The sequence below is a fragment of the Microbacterium sp. UBA7513 genome (assembly GCF_002478345.1).
In the GTDB taxonomy this organism is placed as follows: Bacteria; Actinomycetota; Actinomycetes; order Actinomycetales; family Microbacteriaceae; genus Microbacterium.
This window is the reverse complement of sequence record NZ_DLNJ01000019.1, coordinates 102,006-120,405: the sequence shown is the minus strand read 5'-3', so window position 1 is coordinate 120,405 and position 18,400 is coordinate 102,006. Positions and strand designations below refer to the sequence as shown.

General features: G+C 69.5%; 18 protein-coding genes and 1 pseudogene. 4 read left to right on the top strand and 15 right to left on the bottom strand.

Features of this window, described 5'->3' with window-relative positions:
- From B2W79_RS10540 to prmC, 11 genes and pseudogenes are all read right to left on the bottom strand, one after another.
- Positions 1-619, bottom strand: a pseudogene (locus B2W79_RS10540) (F0F1 ATP synthase subunit beta); the annotation flags it as partial.
- Positions 620-645: 26 nt separating this feature from the next.
- Positions 646-1,542, bottom strand: coding sequence for a F0F1 ATP synthase subunit gamma (locus B2W79_RS10535; RefSeq protein ID WP_025103151.1), 897 nt, complete (start codon positions 1,540-1,542; stop codon positions 646-648).
- 19 nt (positions 1,543-1,561) lie between these two features.
- Positions 1,562-3,202, bottom strand: coding sequence for a F0F1 ATP synthase subunit alpha (gene atpA / locus B2W79_RS10530; protein WP_292789381.1), 1,641 nt, complete (start codon positions 3,200-3,202; stop codon positions 1,562-1,564).
- A gap of 47 nt (positions 3,203-3,249) precedes the next feature.
- A complete protein-coding gene (locus tag B2W79_RS10525; protein ID WP_071328372.1) occupies positions 3,250-4,041 on the bottom strand; it encodes a F0F1 ATP synthase subunit delta in 792 nt (263 codons plus the stop codon).
- Positions 4,041-4,598, bottom strand: coding sequence for a F0F1 ATP synthase subunit B (locus B2W79_RS10520; protein WP_025103148.1), 558 nt, complete (start codon positions 4,596-4,598; stop codon positions 4,041-4,043). Before B2W79_RS10520 ends, B2W79_RS10525 begins: the two co-directional genes overlap by 1 nt.
- A gap of 27 nt (positions 4,599-4,625) precedes the next feature.
- A complete protein-coding gene (gene atpE, locus B2W79_RS10515; RefSeq protein WP_025103147.1) occupies positions 4,626-4,862 on the bottom strand; it encodes an ATP synthase F0 subunit C in 237 nt (78 codons plus the stop codon).
- Between the two features lie 43 nt (positions 4,863-4,905).
- Positions 4,906-5,694 carry a F0F1 ATP synthase subunit A gene (gene atpB / locus B2W79_RS10510; RefSeq protein WP_036292497.1) on the bottom strand — a complete coding sequence of 263 codons (789 nt, stop codon included), beginning with the start codon at positions 5,692-5,694 and terminating at the stop codon, positions 4,906-4,908.
- A 144-nt stretch (positions 5,695-5,838) separates the two neighbouring features.
- On the bottom strand, positions 5,839-6,357 hold the full coding sequence (locus B2W79_RS10505; protein WP_292789369.1) for a hypothetical protein: 519 nt from the start codon (positions 6,355-6,357) through the stop codon (positions 5,839-5,841).
- A complete protein-coding gene (locus tag B2W79_RS10500) occupies positions 6,354-7,526 on the bottom strand; it encodes an MraY family glycosyltransferase (RefSeq protein WP_071328370.1) in 1,173 nt (390 codons plus the stop codon). The genes B2W79_RS10505 and B2W79_RS10500 overlap by 4 nt, the downstream gene beginning before the upstream one ends.
- On the bottom strand, positions 7,523-8,218 hold the full coding sequence (locus B2W79_RS10495; protein WP_292789367.1) for an L-threonylcarbamoyladenylate synthase: 696 nt from the start codon (positions 8,216-8,218) through the stop codon (positions 7,523-7,525). The genes B2W79_RS10500 and B2W79_RS10495 overlap by 4 nt, the downstream gene beginning before the upstream one ends.
- A 52-nt stretch (positions 8,219-8,270) precedes the next feature.
- On the bottom strand, positions 8,271-9,131 hold the full coding sequence (gene prmC, locus B2W79_RS10490) for a peptide chain release factor N(5)-glutamine methyltransferase (protein ID WP_071328368.1): 861 nt from the start codon (positions 9,129-9,131) through the stop codon (positions 8,271-8,273).
- Between the two features lie 97 nt (positions 9,132-9,228).
- Between prmC and cysK the strand changes: the two genes are divergently transcribed.
- Together cysK and epsC are read left to right on the top strand one after the other, a co-directional pair.
- Positions 9,229-10,167 (top strand): cysteine synthase A, encoded by a 939-nt coding sequence (gene cysK, locus B2W79_RS10485; RefSeq protein WP_292789363.1) that lies wholly within the window; start codon positions 9,229-9,231, stop codon positions 10,165-10,167.
- 8 nt (positions 10,168-10,175) lie between these two features.
- Positions 10,176-10,745 carry a serine O-acetyltransferase EpsC gene (gene epsC, locus B2W79_RS10480; RefSeq protein WP_292789360.1) on the top strand — a complete coding sequence of 190 codons (570 nt, stop codon included), beginning with the start codon at positions 10,176-10,178 and terminating at the stop codon, positions 10,743-10,745.
- Here the strand turns inward: epsC and B2W79_RS10475 are convergent.
- A complete protein-coding gene (locus B2W79_RS10475) occupies positions 10,733-11,167 on the bottom strand; it encodes a phage holin family protein (RefSeq protein ID WP_071328365.1) in 435 nt (144 codons plus the stop codon). The genes epsC and B2W79_RS10475 overlap by 13 nt on opposite strands.
- A 31-nt stretch (positions 11,168-11,198) precedes the next feature.
- The gene (locus B2W79_RS10470; protein WP_292789356.1) at positions 11,199-12,746 is read right to left on the bottom strand and encodes a CitMHS family transporter; all 1,548 of its coding nucleotides are present in this window, start codon (positions 12,744-12,746) and stop codon (positions 11,199-11,201) included.
- A gap of 147 nt (positions 12,747-12,893) precedes the next feature.
- On the opposite strand from B2W79_RS10470, the gene B2W79_RS10465 reads away from it, so the two are divergent.
- Together B2W79_RS10465 and B2W79_RS10460 are read left to right on the top strand one after the other, a co-directional pair.
- Positions 12,894-14,534: a sensor histidine kinase gene (locus tag B2W79_RS10465; RefSeq protein WP_292789353.1), complete on the top strand. Its 1,641-nt coding sequence runs from the start codon at positions 12,894-12,896 to the stop codon at positions 14,532-14,534.
- Entirely contained in the window at positions 14,531-15,184 is a 654-nt protein-coding gene (locus B2W79_RS10460; RefSeq protein WP_292789350.1) for a response regulator, read from the top strand. Before B2W79_RS10465 ends, B2W79_RS10460 begins: the two co-directional genes overlap by 4 nt.
- 18 nt (positions 15,185-15,202) lie before the next feature.
- Here B2W79_RS10460 and prfA read toward each other — a convergent pair whose 3' ends face one another.
- Both prfA and rho read right to left on the bottom strand, forming a co-directional pair.
- Positions 15,203-16,282 carry a peptide chain release factor 1 gene (gene prfA, locus B2W79_RS10455; protein WP_292789347.1) on the bottom strand — a complete coding sequence of 360 codons (1,080 nt, stop codon included), beginning with the start codon at positions 16,280-16,282 and terminating at the stop codon, positions 15,203-15,205.
- 8 nt (positions 16,283-16,290) lie between these two features.
- Complete coding sequence (gene rho / locus B2W79_RS10450) at positions 16,291-18,279, bottom strand: transcription termination factor Rho (protein WP_292789344.1); 1,989 nt, start codon at positions 18,277-18,279, stop codon at positions 16,291-16,293.
- Between the last annotated feature and the right edge of the window lie 121 nt (positions 18,280-18,400).

The following is an 18,400-nucleotide window of genomic DNA, read 5'->3' as shown; positions in this document are numbered from 1 at the left end:
CGTTGCCCTCACGGGTGCGCTCACCGACACCGGCGAACACCGACACACCACCGTGGTCCTGCGCGACGCGCTGGATCATCTCCTGGATGAGGACGGTCTTGCCGACACCGGCACCACCGAAGAGACCGATCTTTCCACCCTGCACGTACGGGGTGAGGAGGTCGATCGACTTGATGCCCGTCTCGAACATCGTGGTCTTCGACTCGAGCTGGTCGAAGTTCGGGGCCTTGCGGTGGATGGGCCAGCGCTCCGTGACCTCGATGGTCTCACCGGGCTCGCCGTTGAGGACCTCGCCGATCACGTTGAAGACCTTGCCCTTGGTGATGTCACCGACGGGGACCGAGATGGCCTCACCGGTGTCACGCACCTCCTGACCGCGGACGATGCCGTCGGTCGGCTTCAGGGCGATGGCGCGGACCAGGTCGTCGCCGAGGTGCTGCGCGACCTCGAGCGTGATCTCGGTGGACTCCTCGCCGATCGTGATCGTCGTCTTCAGCGCGTTGTAGATGTCGGGGATCGAGTCGTGCGGGAACTCGATGTCGACAACCGGACCGTTGACGCGGGCGACGCGCCCGACGACCGCGGTCGCCGGCTGCTCAGCCGTGGCGGTGGTGGTCATTTCTTCGTCTCTTTCCTGAGGGTCTGTCAGCTCGATGCGAGAGCGTCGGCGCCACCGACGATCTCGGCGATCTGCTGGGTGATCTCGGCCTGACGCGCGTTGTTGCGCAGGCGGGTGTAGTCGGTGATGAGCTTGTCGGCGTTGTCGCTGGCCGACTTCATCGCCTTCTGCGTCGCGGCCTGCTTGGCGGCGGACGACTGCAGGAGGGCGTTGAAGACGCGGCTCTGGATGTACACCGGCAGGATCGCGTCGAGCACCGTCTCGGCGTCGGGCTCGAACTCGTACAGCGGGTAGACGGTGCTGCCCGCCTCCGAGTCGTCGGCCTCCGCGATCTCCAGCGGCAGCAGGCGCACGGACTCCGGCGACTGCGTCATCATGCTGACGAAGCGGTTGTACACGAGATGGATCTCGTCGACGCCGCCGTCCTCTCCCCCACGGTTGAAGGCCTCGAGAAGCGTCTGCGAGATCTCCTCTGCCGTGTGGAACGAGGGGGTGTCGGTGTCGCCGGTCCACTCTGCAGCGGCCTCGATACGACGGAACTGGAAGTACCCGACGGCCTTGCGGCCCACGAGGTAGAACACCGGCTCCTTGCCCTGCTCGCGCAGGAGCTCCGCCACCTCGAGACCCTCACGGAGGATCTGCGAGTTGAAGGCTCCGGCGAGACCGCGGTCCGACGAGAAGATCACGACCGCGGAACGGCGGATCGTCTCGGGCTCGCGGGTGAGCGGGTGGTCGACGTTCGAGTGCGTCGCGACGGCGGACACGGCCCTCGTCACGGCTCGCGCGAAGGGGGTGGACGCCTTGACGCGTGCCATCGCCTTCTGGATGCGCGAAGCCGCGATGAGTTCCATCGCCTTCGTGATCTTCTTGGTCGTCTGAGCAGAAGAGATCTTCTGCTTGTAGACCCTGAGTTGAGCGCCCATGAATCAGTACCTCACGCGATTACGCGCGACGACCCTTGACGATCTTCTCCTGGTTGACGTCCTCGGCCTCGGCCGCAGCGTGCTCCTCGTGACCAGGGGCGCCGATGGCGTGGCCCTTGCCGCCCTGGAACTCCAGGAGGAAGTTGTCGGTCTGCTTGTCGAGCTCGGCGACGGTCGCGTCGTCCAGCACGTTCGTCTCCCGCAGCGTGTCGAGCACCTTGGTGTTGCGACGCAGGTAGTCGAGCAGCTCGCGCTCGAAGCGCAGCACGTCCTCGACCTCGATCGAGTCGAGCTTGCCGTTGGTGCCGGCCCAGATCGAGACGACCTGCTCCTCCACCGGGTACGGCGAGTACTGCGGCTGCTTGAGCAGCTCGGTCAGACGGGCACCGCGCGAGAGCTGACGGCGCGACGCGGCGTCGAGGTCCGACGCGAACATCGCGAACGCCTCGAGCGAGCGGTACTGCGCCAGCTCCAGCTTCAACGTTCCGGAGACCTTCTTGATCGACTTCACCTGGGCGTCACCGCCGACACGCGACACCGAGATGCCCACGTCGACCGCAGGACGCTGGTTGGCGTTGAAGAGGTCGGACTGCAGGAAGATCTGGCCGTCGGTGATCGAGATCACGTTGGTCGGGATGTACGCCGAGACGTCGTTCGCCTTGGTCTCGATGATGGGGAGACCCGTCATCGAGCCGGCGCCGAGCTCGTCGGACAGCTTCGCGCACCGCTCGAGCAGACGCGAGTGCAGGTAGAAGACGTCACCCGGGTAGGCCTCACGGCCCGGCGGGCGGCGGAGCAGCAGCGAGACGGCACGGTAGGCCTCGGCCTGCTTCGACAGGTCGTCGAAGATGATCAGGACGTGCTTGCCGCCGTACATCCAGTGCTGGCCGATCGCCGATCCGGTGTACGGAGCGAGGTACTTGAAGCCGGCGGGGTCGGACGCCGGAGCCGCCACGATGGTGGTGTACTCCAGAGCGCCGGCCTCTTCGAGCGCGCCCTTCACCGAAGCGATGGTCGAGCCCTTCTGACCGATGGCGACGTAGATGCAGCGGACCTGCTTGTTGACGTCGCCGGACTCCCAGTTGGCCTTCTGGTTGATGATCGTGTCGATCGCGATGGCGGTCTTGCCGGTCTGGCGGTCGCCGATGATGAGCTGGCGCTGGCCGCGACCGACCGGGATCATCGCGTCGATGGCCTTGATGCCGGTCTGCATGGGCTCGTGGACCGACTTGCGCTGCATGACGCCGGGGGCCTGGAGCTCGAGCTCGCGGACACCCTCGGTCGCGATCGCGCCGAGGCCGTCGATCGGGTTGCCGAGCGGGTCGACGACACGGCCGAGGTAGCCGTCACCGACCGGGACGGAGAGGACCTCACCCGTGCGGGTGACTTCCTGACCGGCCTCGATGCCGGTGAAGTCGCCGAGGACGACGACGCCGATCTCGTGCTCGTCGAGGTTCAGCGCGAGACCCTTGGTGCCGTCGGCGAAGGTCACGAGCTCGTTCGCCATGACGCCGGGAAGTCCCTCGACGTGAGCGATGCCGTCGGCGGCGTCGATGACGGTGCCGACCTCGGTCGCCGCGGCCCCGGTGGGCTCGTACCCGGCGGCGAAATCCTTCAGCGCGTCACGGATGACGTCGGGGCTGATCGATAGTTCTGCCATTGTCTTCCCTTTGTATCTGGGTGCGCGGTTCCCCGCGCGAAGTCGTGTTAGCCCGCGAGCTTCTGGCGAAGGTCGGCGAGTCGTGCGGAGATGCTGCCGTCGATGACGTCATCGGCGATCTGCACACGCAGGCCTCCGACGACGCTGGGGTCGATGACGACGTTGAGGGACACCTGGCCGCCGTATCGCTGCGAGAGCGTCTGGCCGAGTCGCGTGCGCTGGGCGTCGCTGAGCTCGGTCGCCGTGTGCACCGTGGCCACGAGGCGGCCGCGCTGGCTCGAGACGATGCGCATCGCCCGGCTCAGCAGCTGCCGCACCCGACGCTCGCGCGGCTGACGCACGAGGGACGTGACGATGAGGGCCGTCGGAGCGCTGGCAGAGGCATCGCCGAGGAGGCGCTCGACCAGGGCGGCCTTCGCGTCCTCTCCCCCGAGCCGGCTGCCGAGAGCGAGCTCGAGCTCCGGGTTCGCCGCGATCACCCGCGAGAAGCCGAAGAGCTCTCCCTCGATGTCCGCGCCGGGCTCGGCGACGGTCGCCGCCCGGATCGCGAGCTCCTCGAGACCGTCGATCAGCTCCGACGCGTTCGACCAGCGTTCGGCGACCGCGGTGCGCAGGACGTCCTGCGCAGCGGAGCCGTACTGCCCGAACACCGCGGACACGACGTTCTGCCGGGCCGAGGTCGGAGCCGAGGGGTCAGCCAGCGCGCCGCTCAGCTGAGACGATTCGCCCACGGCCCGCGCGGCCGCGAACAGCTCGCGCGCGGTCTCGAGGGTGACGTCCTTCGCTGCGGCAAGCGTCTGAGTGGATGCCGCGAGTGCCTGAGCGGTCGCGCTGCCCATTACTGAGCCGCCTTCTCGGATGCTTCGAGATCGGCGAGGAAGCGGTCGACCACGGCGGCCGCGCGAGCGTCGTCGGAGAGCGTCTCGCCGACCACGCCGCCGGCGAGGTCGAGAGCGAGCGAGCCGACCTCGCTGCGCAGGGAGACGAGAGCCGTCTGGCGCTCGGCCTCGATCTGCGTGTGCGCGGTGGCGGTCAGACGCGCGGCCTCACTGGCTGCGGTCTCCTTCGCCTCGGCGATGATCTTCTTGCCGTCCTCACGGGCGGCCTCACGGATCTCACCGGCCTCGGTGCGTGCCTCGGCGAGCTGCCGGGTGTACTCCTCGAGAGCCGCTTCCGCCTGCTTCTGCGCCTCATCGGCCTTGGCGATGTTGCCCTCGATGGCGGCGGACCGCTCGTCGAGCATCTTCGTGAGACGGGGAAGGGCGACCTTCCACACGACGGCGAGGATGATGAGGAACCAGAAGCCCGACCAGATGATGTCGTACCACGCGGGGATCAGCGGGTTGTTCGCCGCCTCACCCTCTGCCGCGAGGTTCGTGACAAGAGCGTTCAGCATCCTGTCTCCTTCAGAAGTCGGTGGGGATTACGGGAAGGGGATGAATCCGACGGCGATGCCGACGAACGCAAGCGCCTCGGTGAAGGCGATACCGATCCACATGAGGACCTGCAGGCGACCGGCCAGCTCGGGCTGACGGGCGACGCCCTCGATGGTCTTGCCGACCACGATGCCCACACCGATGGCCGGGCCGATGGCCGCGAGGCCGTAGCCGACCGCCGCGAGGTGGCCGTTGATTTCAGCGAGAACCGTAGTTGCGTCCACGGGTTTTTCCTTTCGTTGGGTGGGTGGGCTGTTGCCCGCCCGCTCAGTGCTCTTCTGCGACCGCGAGCTGGATGTAGACCGCGGTGAGGACGGTGAAGACGTAGGCCTGCAGGACGGCGACCAGGATCTCGAAGAGAGTGAAGGCGCCGCCGAAGGCGAGGGTTCCGATACCGAGGGCAGCCCAGCCGCCGCCCGCGGTGAAGAAGAAGAACTGGGTCGCTGCGAAGCAGAGGACCAGGATCATGTGGCCGACGACGAGGTTCATCAGCAGTCGCAGGGTGAGGGTCACCGGGCGGATGATGAACGTCGAGATGAGCTCGATCGGCGTGACGATGAAGTAGACCGGCCACGGCACGCCCGACGGGAAGAGCGCGTTCTTGAAGAAGTTCTTCGGGCTCTTCTTGATGCCGGCGTAGATGAACGTGACGTAGCTGACCACGGCGAGCGTGAGCGGAACCGCGATGATCGCCGTTCCCGGCATGTTCAGGAACGGGATGATGCCCGTGATGTTCATGAACAGCACCATGAAGAAGATCGTGGTGAGGATCGGCAGGAAGCGATCGCCGTCCTTGCGGCCCAGCAGGTCGTGAGCGATGCCGCCGCGGACGAAGCCGAGGCCCATCTCGACGAGGCTCTGGAACCGGCCGGGCACGACCTTCATGCGGCGGGTGCCGAGCCAGAGGATCAGGACGACGGCGATCACCGAGAGCAACTGGATCAGGTGGATCCGGTTGACCGGGATGGGTCCGACGTGGAAGAGGATCTCCGGGAAGAACTCATCGATCGAAGGGCCGTGGAACTCGCCATCCGAGGACGCGAGTCGGGGGGTCAGGGTCGCAGCAAGATTAAACAGCGCGGGCTCCAGCTTCGGGGCACCGGTCAGAACCGGGGCGACGATGGTCGGTGTGCTACACAGCGCAAGCGCTCGCGGGCGAGCGGCGGGCACTCCTCAACACTATCAGAATCCAAGGGTGCCCTAAGACCGCGGGGCGGTGTCCGCCGGGCCGTCCGAGGGATCGTTCGCCGCCCCCGGCGCGCGGTCCTCGAGCACCTCGGTGGGCAGTGTGGTGTCGCTGACGTTCGGCAGCCGCATCTGGGTGAGGACGACGACATCGATGATGAGGGACATCAGCACCCCGGCGACGATCGACAGGAAGAACACCATCGGCTCGATCCACGGCTGTCCGGCGAGCATGATCATCACGACGACGAAGACCCCGAGCTTCAGAAGCCAGCCGCCCAGCACGATCGCGAAGAACAGCTGCACGTAGAGCGGGTCACCGTACCAGCGGTTGGCGATCAGGATGCTCAGCCCGGTGATGCCGAGGAACAGGGCGGCCAGGAGCACGCCGAGAAGGCCGCTCACGAGCCCCTCCCCCTGCGCGACCGCGAAGCCGATCCCGCCGGCGACGAGAGCCAGCACGACGGTGGCCACCGCCGACCAGACGAGCGTGCGACGCAGGATCGGGGTGCTGGAAACGGGGCTGGGACTCATCGGGGCTCCAGAGGGATCGGGTCGGGCGCAGCGCCCGCGGCGGTCTTGCGTCGGCGGGTGGGGCTCAGGGTGATGACGAGGCACGCGGCGATGCCGACGACCCCGAAGGCGACGCCGGGAAGGTACTGGCCAGGCCAGTCCTCCCGGGCGCCGACGTACATCAGGAGGACGGCGAGGGAGATGACGGCCGTCCAGGCGTAGAAGATGAGGACCGCGTCGCGGTCGCGGTGCCCGAGGTCGAGCATCCGGTGGTGCAGGTGCTTCCGGTCCGGGGAGAACGGCGAGCGGCCGGCGCTCATCCGACGCAGCACGGCGAGCCCGAAGTCGAGCAGCGGGAGGAGCACGACGAGCAGCGGGAGCAGGATGGGCAGGAAGGCGCCGATGAGCTGCGAGCGCCCGAGGCGCTCCGGGTCCAGGGCGGACGGATCCATCTGCCCGGTGATCGCGATGGCCGAGGTCGCCATGAGCAGACCGATCACGAGTGCCCCCGAGTCGCCCATGAACAGCTTCGCCGGACTCCAGTTCAACGGCAGGAAGCCGAGGCACGCGCCGATGAGGACCGCCGCGAGGAAGGTGGAGAGGTTGAAGTAGCTCGACGCACCGGAGTCGCGCGTGAAGATGTACGAATAGGCGAAGAAGACCCCGTTGGAGATCAGGCAGACACCGGCGACGAGGCCGTCCAGCCCGTCGATGAAGTTCACGGCGTTCATGACGATCACGATCGCGAACATCGTGATCGTGATGCTCAGCCAGCTCGACACCACGATGAGGTCGCCGAACGGCAGGGAGAGGATCTGCAGACCGCCGCCGACCGTGATGATGCCCGCGGCGAGGAACTGCGCGCCGAGCTTGATCATCCAGTCGATGTCCCAGAGATCGTCCATCACCCCGATCACGGCGATGAGGAGTGCGGCGGCGAGGATGGACCACATGGTCTGCGGGGGCGTCCAGATGCTCTGGAAGAAGGGGTTGGCCGCCGATACCGCGAAGGCGGCGACGATGCCGAGGAAGATCGCGACGCCGCCGAGGCGGGGCGTCGGCGTGGTGTGCACATCCCGCTCGCGGATGCCGGGATACAGCTTGAAGCGCAGGCTCAACCGCCACACCGCCCACGTCAGCACGAAGGTGATCGCGGCGGTGACGATGATCGTGAAGAGGTACTGCTTCACGAATCCCCGTCCTGCGGCTCCGGCTCCAGCAGATCGCCCAGTACCTCGCGCAGCTGCTCCCTGGTCACGACGCCGTCCCGCAGGATCCGGACGACGCCCTCCTCGGCATCGGGGCCGCGGCGCACGAGAGAGGTCGCGTCGACGATCGTGGAGGCGACGCCGTTCCTGCTCATGCCGTCGTCCAGGTACACCGCGACGCTGTCGCCCAGCATCTTCTCCGCGTCGAGCGCGGAGATCGCCGCCGCCTTGCCGGTGAGGTTGGCGCTGGACACCGCGAGCGGCCCGGTCTCGGCCAGCAGTTCGAGAACCACGCGCCCCTCGGGCATGCGGACGGCGACCGTGCCCTGGGTCTCCCCGAGATCCCACACCAGAGAGGGCTGCGCAGGAAGGACGATCGTGAGTCCGCCCGGCCAGAACGCGTCGACCAGGCGCTGGACCGGCTCCGGAACAGCCTCCGCGAGGGCCGTCAGTGTCTCCTTCGTGCCGACGAGCACAGGCGGCGGCTGATTGCGGCCGCGCCCCTTGGCATCCAGGAGGCGCTGCACCGCGGGCGGCGAGAAGGCGTCGGCGGCGACGCCGTAGACGGTGTCGGTGGGGATGACGATGAGGTCGCCGCGGCCGATCGCCTGACGCGCGTTGCGCATCCCAGCGAGCAGCTGCGCCTCGTCGCTGCAGTCGAAGATGGGGGACATGACGGTTCGATTCTACGCGGGGCGGGTTCGGGACGAGCTCGACGTCTGCTGATCAGGGACGCACGGCGGTGGTGGTGCGATCGCGCAGCGTCAGGTCGCGATGGGTGGCCGCGGCCCGCCAGCCGTCCGCCGCGAGCAGCTCGCGGATCGGAGCGCCCTGCAGCTCTCCGTGCTCGATCACAAGGGTTCCGCCGGATCGCAGCAGGCGGAGAGCTCTGGTGCTGAGCACCCGGACGACGTCGAGGCCGTCCTCTCCGCCGTAGAGCGCCAGTGCCGGGTCGAACAGGCGCACCTCCGGGTCGCGGGGGATCGCCTGCGCCGGCACGTACGGCGGGTTGGAGATGACGACGCTCGCGGTGCCGTCGAGCTCGGGGAACGCGTCTGCGAGATCGGACAGCACGAGGGTGAGGTTCTCGACGCCCTCGACGTTGCGTCGCGCCCAGGCGTGCGCCTCCGGAGAGAGCTCAGCGGCGTACACCCGGGCGTGCGGCACCTCCGTGGCCATCGCGAGCGCGATCGCGCCACTGCCCGTGCCGAGGTCGACCCCGATCGGCGACGGCTCCCCCGAGCCCAGGAGAGCGTCGATCGCGTACTGCACCACCGTCTCCGTCTCGGGACGCGGGACGAAGACGCCGGGGCCGACGGCGAGCTCCAGGTGCCGGAACGGCGCGGTGCCGGTGAGATGCTGCAGGGGCTCGCGGCCCGCTCGCCGGGCGACGAGGGCGTCCAGCACGGTCGCATCCTCCTCGTCGAGTCGGTCACCGCGGATCACCGCTGCCTGCACCTCTCCCCGACGCTGTCCACGGACGTGCCCGGCGAGCAGCTCCGCGTCGACGAGGGGGTCGGGCACGCCGGCGTCTGCGAGACGCTGCGCGGCGGCGCGCACGGCCGCGGCGAGAGAGAGGTCGGGCATGGCTCCAGCGTAGAGTGCGCAGCCGTCACAATGCCCCGCGCCCCATCACGCTCGCCTAGGCTGGAGCGGCAGCGCACCCGCACAGGAAGGCTCCCCCATGTCCGGCATCCACCCCGACATCACCACCGCTTTCGGGAACACCCCGCTCGTCCGCCTCAACCGCGTGACCGAGGGTCTCGGCGCCACCGTGCTCGCGAAGCTCGAGTACTACAACCCGGCGTCGAGCGTGAAGGACCGCATCGGCATCGCCATGATCAACGCAGCCGAGGCCGCCGGCGAGCTCTCCCCTGGCGGCACCATCGTGGAGTCGACGAGCGGCAACACCGGCATCGCCCTCGCCATGGTCGGCGCCGCGCGCGGCTACCGCGTCATCCTCACCATGCCCGCCTCGATGTCGAAGGAGCGCCGTGTGCTGCTCAAGGCGTTCGGCGCGGAGATCGTCCTCACCGACCCCACCAAGGGCATGAAGGGGGCCATCGAGGAGGTCAAGCGGATCGTCGACGAGACCCCCGGCGCCGTCTGGATCCGCCAGTTCGAGAACGCGGCGAACCCGCAGATCCACCGCGAGACCACGGCGCAGGAGATCCTCCGGGACACCGACGGCGCGGTCGACATCTTCATCGCCGGCGTCGGCACGGGCGGCACCGTCACCGGCACCGGACAGGCGCTGAAGGCGGCCAAGCCCGAGGTCCAGGTCATCGCCGTCGAGCCCAAGGACTCCCCCGTCCTGACCGAGGGACACCCCGGACCGCACAAGATCCAGGGCATCGGCCCGAACTTCGTGCCCGACATCCTCGACCGTGAGGTGCTCGACGAGATCATCACCGCGGAGTTCGAGGACTCGCTGCGCGTGGCCCGCGAGCTCGCGGCGAAGGAGGGACTGCTGGTCGGCATGTCCTCCGGTGCCGCCGTCTCGGCCGCGCTGACCGTCGCCGCACGCCCGGAGAACGCCGGCAAGACCATCGTCGTGATCATCCCGGACACCGGCGAGCGGTACCTCTCCACCGCCCTGTTCGAGGATCTGCGGGAGGACTGAGGTCGTCGATGGGCATGATGGGGCGAATGCGCGAGGACATCGCCGCCGCGCGCCTTCGCGATCCGGCCGCGCGCAGCGCGATCGAGGTGGCTCTGCTCTACCCCGGCCTGCATGCTGTCTGGGCGCACCGCGTCTCCCACGCGCTGTGGCGGCGACGCTTCCGCCTCCTCGCCCGTGCCGGGTCGCAGGTGTCCCGCTGGCTGACCGGCGTCGAGATCCACCCGGGAGCCCGGATCGGACGGCGCTTCTTCATCGACCACGGCATGGGCGTCGTGATCGGCGAGACCGCGGAGATCGGCGATGACGTGCTCATGTACCACGGTGTGACCCTCGGCGGTCGGACACGGGACGTGGGCAAGCGGCACCCCACCCTGCGCGACGGCGTCGCCGTGGGCGCGGGAGCGAAGATCCTCGGCCCCGTCACGGTCGGCGCCCGCTCGGTGGTGGGCGCCAACGCCGTGGTCACGAAGGACGCGCCCGCCGACAGCGTGCTCGTGGGGGTGCCGGCGAAGCCGCGCCAGCGGACCGCCGGCGAGGACACCAGAGCCCTGCTGACCGCCCCGGACTACTCCATCTGACGCGCCGCCCGGCGACCCGAGCGGTGCTCGCTGCGGCCCTCCATCCGACGACGCAGGAAGACGAGCGGAAGCAGCACGCTGCCGAGCGCCGTCACCAGCCAGACGATGACGGCGCCCAGCAGCCACCCGGTCAGGTCGACGATGCGCAGGCCCCCGATGGGCAGGAGCACGACGACCATGAGGGCGATGAGCGTGGAGAAGATCCCGATGCCGCCCATGAGCACGGGCGCGTAGCGATCGGCGAGCCTGCTCACCCACGGCGAGAGGACGCTCTGCAGCACGGCGAACACCACGATGCACACGACGAACCCCCACCACTGGTCCCACTGGATCTGGAAACCGTCGAGGAGCAGGTCCGCCGCCAGCAGACCGAGGCCGGCCGACACGAGATACATCAGGCCGCGGTACAGGAGTGTGATCACGGGGCGAGCCTAGCGCGGCACCGGGGCGGGGTCACTGCGCGACGAAGAACGGGACGGCGCCCACCAGGATCCCGATCCCCAGCATCACGAGCGACACGATGACCGCGCGCCACAGCACCTTGCGATGGTGGTCTCCGAGGTTCACCCCGGCGAGGGAGACGAGCAGCAGGATCGCGGGCACGAGCGGGCTCTGCAGATGCACCGGCTGCCCGGTGATCGAGGCCCTGGCCATCTCGACCGGATCGATGCCGAAGCTCGCCGCGCTCTGGGCGAGCACCGGGAGGATCCCGAAGTAGAAGGCGTCGTTCGACATGAAGAACGTGAACGGGATGGACAGCACGCCCGTGATCGGAGCGAGGAAGGGTCCGAGCGCGGGCGGCAGCACGTTCGTGATCCAGTTCGCCATGGCGTCGACCATGCCGGTGCCGGAGAGGACCCCCACGAGGACGCCGGCCGCGATGACCATCGACACGACGCCGACGATGCTTGGGGCGTGCGCGACGATCTCGGCCGCCTGCTCCTTGATGCCGCGGAAGTTGACGACGAGGGCGATTCCCGCGCCGACCATGAACACGTAGGGCAGCGGCAGGATGTCGATCACCAGGAGCACCATGACGGCGACGGTCAGCAGCAGGTTGAACCAGATCAGCCGCGGGCGCAGGGTCGGCCGGGCGGGGTCCAGCATGGTGTCGGCCATCGCCGTGTCTGCGGGGTCGACGCTCCCGGCGGCGACCGGGGCGTGTCCGCCGGCGACGACGACGAGGTTGCCGGTGCGCAGCGAGGCACGAGCGCCCGGCTTGAGCTCGGCGCCGCGGAAGATCCGGGGCACCGAGGAGAGGACGCCGCCGTCGGCTCCGGTGAGCCGGCCGTCCGCGTCGATCCGTCCCAGGCGGCGCCGCTCCCCCAGGCCGAGGAGCCAGGCGAACCCGAGCGCCACGACGATGCCTGCGCCCAGAGCGGGGAGCATCGGAACGAAGATCTCCGTCGGCTGCACACCGAGCGCGGTCGCGGCGCGCACGGTCGGGCCGCCCCACGGGACGATGTTGAGCGTGCCGTTCATGAGACCGGCGACGCAGGTGAGGACGACGGGGCTCATGCCGAGGCGCAGGTAGATGGGCAGCATCGCGGAGGTCGTGATGATGAACGTCGTCGAGCCGTCGCCGTCGAGGGAGACCGCGCCGGCGAGGATCGCCGTCCCGAGCACCACCTTCGCGGGGTCGTCGCCGAGCACCCGCGTGATCAGCCGGATGAGGGGGTCGAAGAGTCCGACGTCGATCATGATGCCGAAGAACATGATCGCGAACATCAGCAGCGCCGCCGTGGGCGCCATGGTGCCGATCGAGTCGAGGATCATGTCGCCGAGCCCGAGCCCCGCTCCCGCGAAGAGCCCGAAGGCGGTCGGCACCAGGATCAGGGCCACCATGGGGGTGAGGCGTTTGGTCATGATCAGCGTCATGAACACGAGGACCATCGTGAAGCCGAGGATGACGAGCACGCCCTCCGGCGGTACGAAGGCCACGTCGTAGGTGGGGGCTTCCTCCTCGGCAGCAGCGATCAGCGCGGTCGATGCGTGGAACATGCGTGACTCCTTCGTCGTCGCTCCGTCATCGCTGACGGATCCTGACGAGGCTAGGGAATCCGGGGACGCGGAGCGCGGTATGCCGCATTCCCGGGCCTTGTGCGCGTACCGTGACTTCTGCGCATATTGCGCGTCGAGGAGGTGTCGATGTCCCCGCGGAGACGGGTCCGGTTCGCGACCCGCGCGCTGCTGCTGCACCTCGCCGCCGTCGCCCTCGTCGTCGCGCTGTGCACGGGCGTGTACCTCGCCCTCGCGGTCCAGCAGCTGCGCGCCGAGGCGGAGTCGACCGCGCTCGGCATCGCGAGGACCCTGGCGGAGGACGCGCAGGTGCGGGCGGCGGTCGCCGCCATCTCCGCGTCGGACGACGAGCCGGATGCGGAGGCGCTGCGCGACGGGGAGCTGCAGCAGATCGCCGCCGCCGTCACGGCGCGCACCGGAGCCCTGTTCGTCGTCATCACCGACGACCAGGGCATCCGCCTCGCCCATCCCCTGCCGTCGCGGATCGGCGAGGTGGTGAGCACCCCCTTCGCCGAGGTGCTGGCGGGCCACGAGGTGGTCGACTGGCAGACCGGTACGCTCGGCGAGTCCGCCCGCGCGAAGGTGCCGGTGCGCGACGACTCCGGCACACCGGTCGGCGAGATCAGCGTCGGGTTCGAGCGCGCGGGTGTGTTCGACGACCTGCCGCCCCTCCTCACCGCTCTCGGTCTCACCGCCGCCGGCGCGCTCACCCTCGCCCTCCTGACCTTCCTGCTCCTGCGCCGCCGCTGGGAACGGTTGACCATCGGCGTGCAGCCCGAGGAGCTGGTCGCCCTCGTGCAGAATCAGACGGCGGTGCTCGACGGCGTCGGCGACGGCGTGCTCGCCGTCGATCAGGACGGTGTCGTGCGCGTGAGCAATGCGGCGGCGGACCGGCTCCTCGGGCTCCACGATCCGGTCGGCCACACCGTGGACACGCTCCCCCCGATCGTGCGTGACACCGCCATCGGGGCTCGCGACCGTGCGGAGGCCGTCGTGGGCGACCGGATGCTGTACCTCGAATCGCGCGCGGTGCGACGCGACGGGCGCGCGCTCGGCGATGTGCTGATCGTGCGCGACCGCACCGACCTCATCGCCCTGACCGAGCGGCTGGAGGCCGTCCGGACGATGACCTCCGCGCTGCGTGTCCAGCGCCACGAGTTCGCGAACCGCCTTCATGTGGCCGCGGGCCTCCTCGACGCCGGTCGCGTCGACGACGCCAGGGCATTCCTCGGCGAGCTGGTGAGTCGCGGTCCGGTGGCGTTCCCCGTCGCCGGACTCGACCTCGTGGGCGACCCGTTCCTGCACGCCTTCCTCGGAGCCAAGGGCGTCGAGGCCGCCGAACGGGGCGTCGCCCTGCGGATCGGGGACGAGACTCACCTGATCGGCACCGTCCGCCGGGCCGAGGACGTGGCGAGCGTGCTGGGCAACCTCGTCGACAACGCGGTCGTGGCCGCCGTCGCAGGCACGCGGGAGCCGCGGTGGGTGGACGTCTCCGTGCTGAGCGACGGTGACGCGCTCGTCGTCACCGTCGCCGACTCCGGCGACGGTCTGCGCGAGCCCGACCCACGGACGAGCGCCGTCGAGGACGGAAGCGAGGACGCCGTGCACGGGCACGGCATCGGTCTGCCGCTCGCGACGGAGATCGCCCGCCGGAGCGGAGGCGACCTCTGGATCATCGACCCCGGCAGTCCCGGCAACGGCGCGGTGTTCGCCGCCCGGCTCGGGGATGCCGTCGACCCCGCCCCGCGTGTCCCGAAGGAGAACCCATGACCGATCCGCTGCGCGCGCTCATCCTCGACGACGACTTCCGGGTGGCCGACCTGCACCGGACGATCGTGGACGATCAGCCCGGATACGCCGTGACCGGGACAGCGCGGTCCTGCGCCGAGGCGCGCGACCTCGTGCGCTCGACACGCCCCGACCTCCTGCTCGCCGACGTCTACCTCCCCGACGGGGACGGCATCGGACTCGTCCGCGAGCTCGGGGTCGACGCGATCCTCATCTCCGCCGCGGACGACGCGCCCACCGTGCGCCGCGCACTGCGCGCCGGCGCCGTGGGCTACCTCGTGAAGCCCTTCGACCGACGCGCTCTCACGGGACTCCTCGACCGGTACACCCGCTACCGCAACCTGCTCGCGGGTGATCGGCCCGTCACGCAGGAAGACGTAGACCGCGCGCTGACGATCCTGCACGGCGGCGGCGAGCCGGTCTCCCTGTCGCGCTCGGCCACCGAGCAGCGCGTGCTCGCGGCGCTCGGCGACGGCGAGGCCTCCGCCGCGGAGGTCGCCGAGCGGGTCGGCATCTCCCGGGCCACGGCGCAACGGCACCTCGCGGCTCTCGCCGCACGGACCATCGTCGAGGTGCGGTTGCGCTACGGGTCGACCGGGCGTCCCGAGCACCGGTACGCCGCGCGCACCTGACTCCGTCGCGGGAGCCGCTCAGCCCTCGGAGCCGACGGCAGCCAGACGCGCCTCCTCGTCGGCGGCGATGGCGCTCTCGATGATGGGGTCGAGCGCACCGTCCATGACCTGATCGAGGTTGTACGCCTTGAACCCGGTGCGGTGATCCGCGATCCGGTTCTCGGGGAAGTTGTAGGTGCGGATGCGCTCCGAGCGGTCCATGCCGCGGATCTGCGACTTGCGCGCGTCGGAGGCGGCCGCATCGAGCTCCTCCTGCTGCTTGGCCAGCAGCCGGGCACGCAGCACCCGCATCGCCGCCTCGCGGTTCTGCAGCTGCGACTTCTCGTTCTGCATGGACACGACGATGCCGGTGGGCACGTGCGTGATGCGGACAGCGGAGTCGGTGGTGTTCACCGACTGTCCACCGGGGCCGGACGAGCGGAACACGTCGATCTTCAGATCGTTCTGATCGATCTGGATCTCCTCGGGCTCGTCGACCTCGGGGAACACCAGCACGCCGGTCGTGGAGGTGTGGATGCGGCCCTGCGACTCCGTGGCGGGAACCCGCTGCACGCGGTGCACGCCGCCCTCGTACTTCAGATGCGCCCAGACGCCCTGCGCGGGGTCGGACGAGGAACCCTTGATGGCGACCTGCACGTCCTTGTAGCCGCCGAGGTCGGACTCGTTGCGCTCGAGCAGCTCGGTCTTCCACCCCTTCGACGCGGCGTACTGCACGTACATGCGCAGCAGATCCGCGGCGAACAGGGCCGACTCCGCGCCGCCCTCCCCCGCCTTGATCTCCATGATCACGTCGCGGGCGTCGTCCGGGTCGCGCGGGATGAGGAGGCGCCGCAGGCGCTCCTGCGCCGCCTGCACGCCCTCTTCGAGGGCGGGGACCTCCGCGGCGAAGGCCTCGTCCTCACGGGCCAGGTCCCGCGCCGCCTCCAGATCGTCGACGGCAGCCGTCCACGCCTCATGCGCCGCCACGATGCGCGACAGCTCGGCATACCGACGGTTGACGCGCTTGGCGCGTGCCGCGTCGGCGTGCACCGCCGGGTCGGAGAGCTCCTCCTGGACCCGGCGATGCTCGTCGATCAGAGTCTGGACGGACTCGAACACGTCGGACCTCAGCGGATGTTGTTGTCGTGCCCGTGGGCGCCCGAGGGCAGCGTCGGGATGGACTTCTGCATCTGCACGAGGAACTCCACGTTGGAGTGGGTCTCCTTGAGCTTGCCGAGCACGACCTCCAGGGCCTGCTGCGGGTCGAGCCCGGCGAGAGCGCGACGCAGCTTCCAGGTGATCTTGACCTCGTCGGCCGAGAGCAGCATCTCCTCGCGGCGCGTGCTGGACGCGTTCACGTCCACCGCCGGGAAGATGCGCTTGTCGGCGAGCTGACGGGAAAGGCGCAGCTCGCTGTTGCCGGTGCCCTTGAACTCCTCGAAGATGACCTCGTCCATCTTGGAGCCGGTCTCGACGAGCGCGGTGGCGAGGATCGTGAGGGATCCGCCGTTCTCGATGTTGCGGGCAGCACCGAAGAAGCGCTTCGGCGGGTAGAGCGCGGACGCGTCGACGCCGCCGGTGAGCACGCGGCCGGACGCCGGAGCGGCCAGGTTGTACGCACGACCGAGACGGGTGATCGAGTCGAGCAGCACGACCACGTCGCGGCCCAGCTCGACGAGACGCTTGGCCCGCTCGATCGCGAGCTCGGCGACCGTCGTGTGGTCTTCCGCGGGACGGTCGAAGGTCGAGGCGATGACCTCGCCCTTCACGGTGCGCTCCATGTCGGTGACCTCCTCGGGGCGCTCGTCGACGAGCACGACCATGAGGTGCACCTCGGGGTTGTTCTGCGCGATCGCGTTGGCGATCTGCTGCAGGACGATGGTCTTCCCGGCCTTCGGCGGCGCCACGATGAGGCCGCGCTGGCCCTTGCCGATCGGCGCGACGAGGTCGATGATCCGCTGCGTCAGCTTCTCCGGAGCCGTCTCCAGGCGCAGGCGCTCTTGCGGGTAGAGCGGGGTGAGCTTGCCGAACTCCACGCGGGTGGCCGCGTCGTCGACCGAGAGGCCGTTGATCGAGTCGACCTTGACGAGCGCGTTGTACTTCTGGCGGCCCTGCTGCTCGCCCTCGCGCGGCTGCTTGATCGACCCGACGACCGCGTCGCCCTTGCGGAGGTTGTACTTCTTGACCTGGCCGAGCGAGACGTAGACGTCGCTGGGGCCGGCCAGGTAGCCGGTGGTGCGCACGAAAGCGTAGTTGTCGAGCACGTCGAGGATGCCGGCGATCGGGATGAGGACGTCGTCCTCGGTGATCTCCGTCTCGAACTCGTCGGCCTGGCCGCCGCTGCGACGCTTGTTGCGCTGACGGTTGCGGCCGTTGCCGTTACCCGACTGGTCGTCGTCGGCCGGCGCGTTCTGCGCCTGCTCATGGCCGCCGCCCTGACCCCGGCCACGGTTGCGGTTGCGGTTGCGGTTGCGGCCTCGACCGCCCTGCTCCTCACCGCTGTCTCCCTCGCCGGACGCATCCTTCGCCGGAGCGTCCGCCTCGGCCTCGTTCTTCGCGGCGGCGCTGTCGTTCCTCGACTCGCTCTTCGCTGCGTCGTTCTTCGCCGCGTCGTTCTTGGCGCGGCCGCCCTGAGCGGTGCCCGCCTCGGCGGTCTCCGTCGCGCTTTCGGCGGGTGCTGCCTCGGCCTTCTCGGTCTTCGCCTCCGGAGCCTCGGCGTCCGCCTTCTTCGTGCGACGGCCGCGGGCGGACTTGGGGGCCTCGGCCGGCGCCTCGACGGTCTCGGCAGCGGGGGCCGCTTCGGCCGGTGCGGCTTCAGCGGGGGCCTCGGCGTCGGCCTTCTTCGCCCGCGTGCGGCGCGGAGCCTTCGCCTTCGGGGCCGCCTCCGCAGCCTCGGCGGAGGCGGCGGCAGCCGCAGGGGCCTCGGCCGAACCGGACTCCTCCGCGGCCTTGGCCGCCTTGGCCGCAGCCGTGGCGGTATTCGCCCGACGCGGTGCGCGCTTCTTGGCCGGAGCGGATTCGGTCGCCTGCTCGGCGACGGGGGCATCGGCGGTCGGAGCCGCCTGATCGTTCTGGGTCTCGGAGAGGTTCTCCACGAGTACTCCCTTATAGGTCATGGGAAATGAGCGTGAACGCGCACAACGGGTGCTGCGCACGATCGCACGGGCTGACGCTCGGCGTCAGCCAGCCTCGGCACTTGGGCCTCAGGGGTTCGCGTGCGGGTCTTGCAAGAGATGC

Bases quoted from the DNA above. Each gene is read 5' to 3' on its own strand.
- B2W79_RS10535 (WP_025103151.1), bottom strand. From the start codon at position 1,542: ATGGGCGCTCAACTCAGGGTCTACAAGCAGAAGATCTCTTCTGCTCAG.
- atpA (WP_292789381.1), bottom strand. From the start codon at position 3,202: ATGGCAGAACTATCGATCAGCCCCGACGTCATCCGTGACGCGCTGAAG.
- B2W79_RS10525 (WP_071328372.1), bottom strand. From the start codon at position 4,041: ATGGGCAGCGCGACCGCTCAGGCACTCGCGGCATCCACTCAGACGCTT.
- B2W79_RS10520 (WP_025103148.1), bottom strand. From the start codon at position 4,598: ATGCTGAACGCTCTTGTCACGAACCTCGCGGCAGAGGGTGAGGCGGCG.
- B2W79_RS10505 (WP_292789369.1), bottom strand. From the start codon at position 6,357: ATGAGTCCCAGCCCCGTTTCCAGCACCCCGATCCTGCGTCGCACGCTC.
- B2W79_RS10495 (WP_292789367.1), bottom strand. From the start codon at position 8,218: ATGTCCCCCATCTTCGACTGCAGCGACGAGGCGCAGCTGCTCGCTGGG.
- prmC (WP_071328368.1), bottom strand. From the start codon at position 9,131: ATGCCCGACCTCTCTCTCGCCGCGGCCGTGCGCGCCGCCGCGCAGCGT.
- cysK (WP_292789363.1), top strand. From the start codon at position 9,229: ATGTCCGGCATCCACCCCGACATCACCACCGCTTTCGGGAACACCCCG.
- epsC (WP_292789360.1), top strand. From the start codon at position 10,176: ATGGGCATGATGGGGCGAATGCGCGAGGACATCGCCGCCGCGCGCCTT.
- B2W79_RS10470 (WP_292789356.1), bottom strand. From the start codon at position 12,746: ATGTTCCACGCATCGACCGCGCTGATCGCTGCTGCCGAGGAGGAAGCC.
- B2W79_RS10465 (WP_292789353.1), top strand. From the start codon at position 12,894: ATGTCCCCGCGGAGACGGGTCCGGTTCGCGACCCGCGCGCTGCTGCTG.
- B2W79_RS10460 (WP_292789350.1), top strand. From the start codon at position 14,531: ATGACCGATCCGCTGCGCGCGCTCATCCTCGACGACGACTTCCGGGTG.
- rho (WP_292789344.1), bottom strand. From the start codon at position 18,279: ATGACCTATAAGGGAGTACTCGTGGAGAACCTCTCCGAGACCCAGAAC.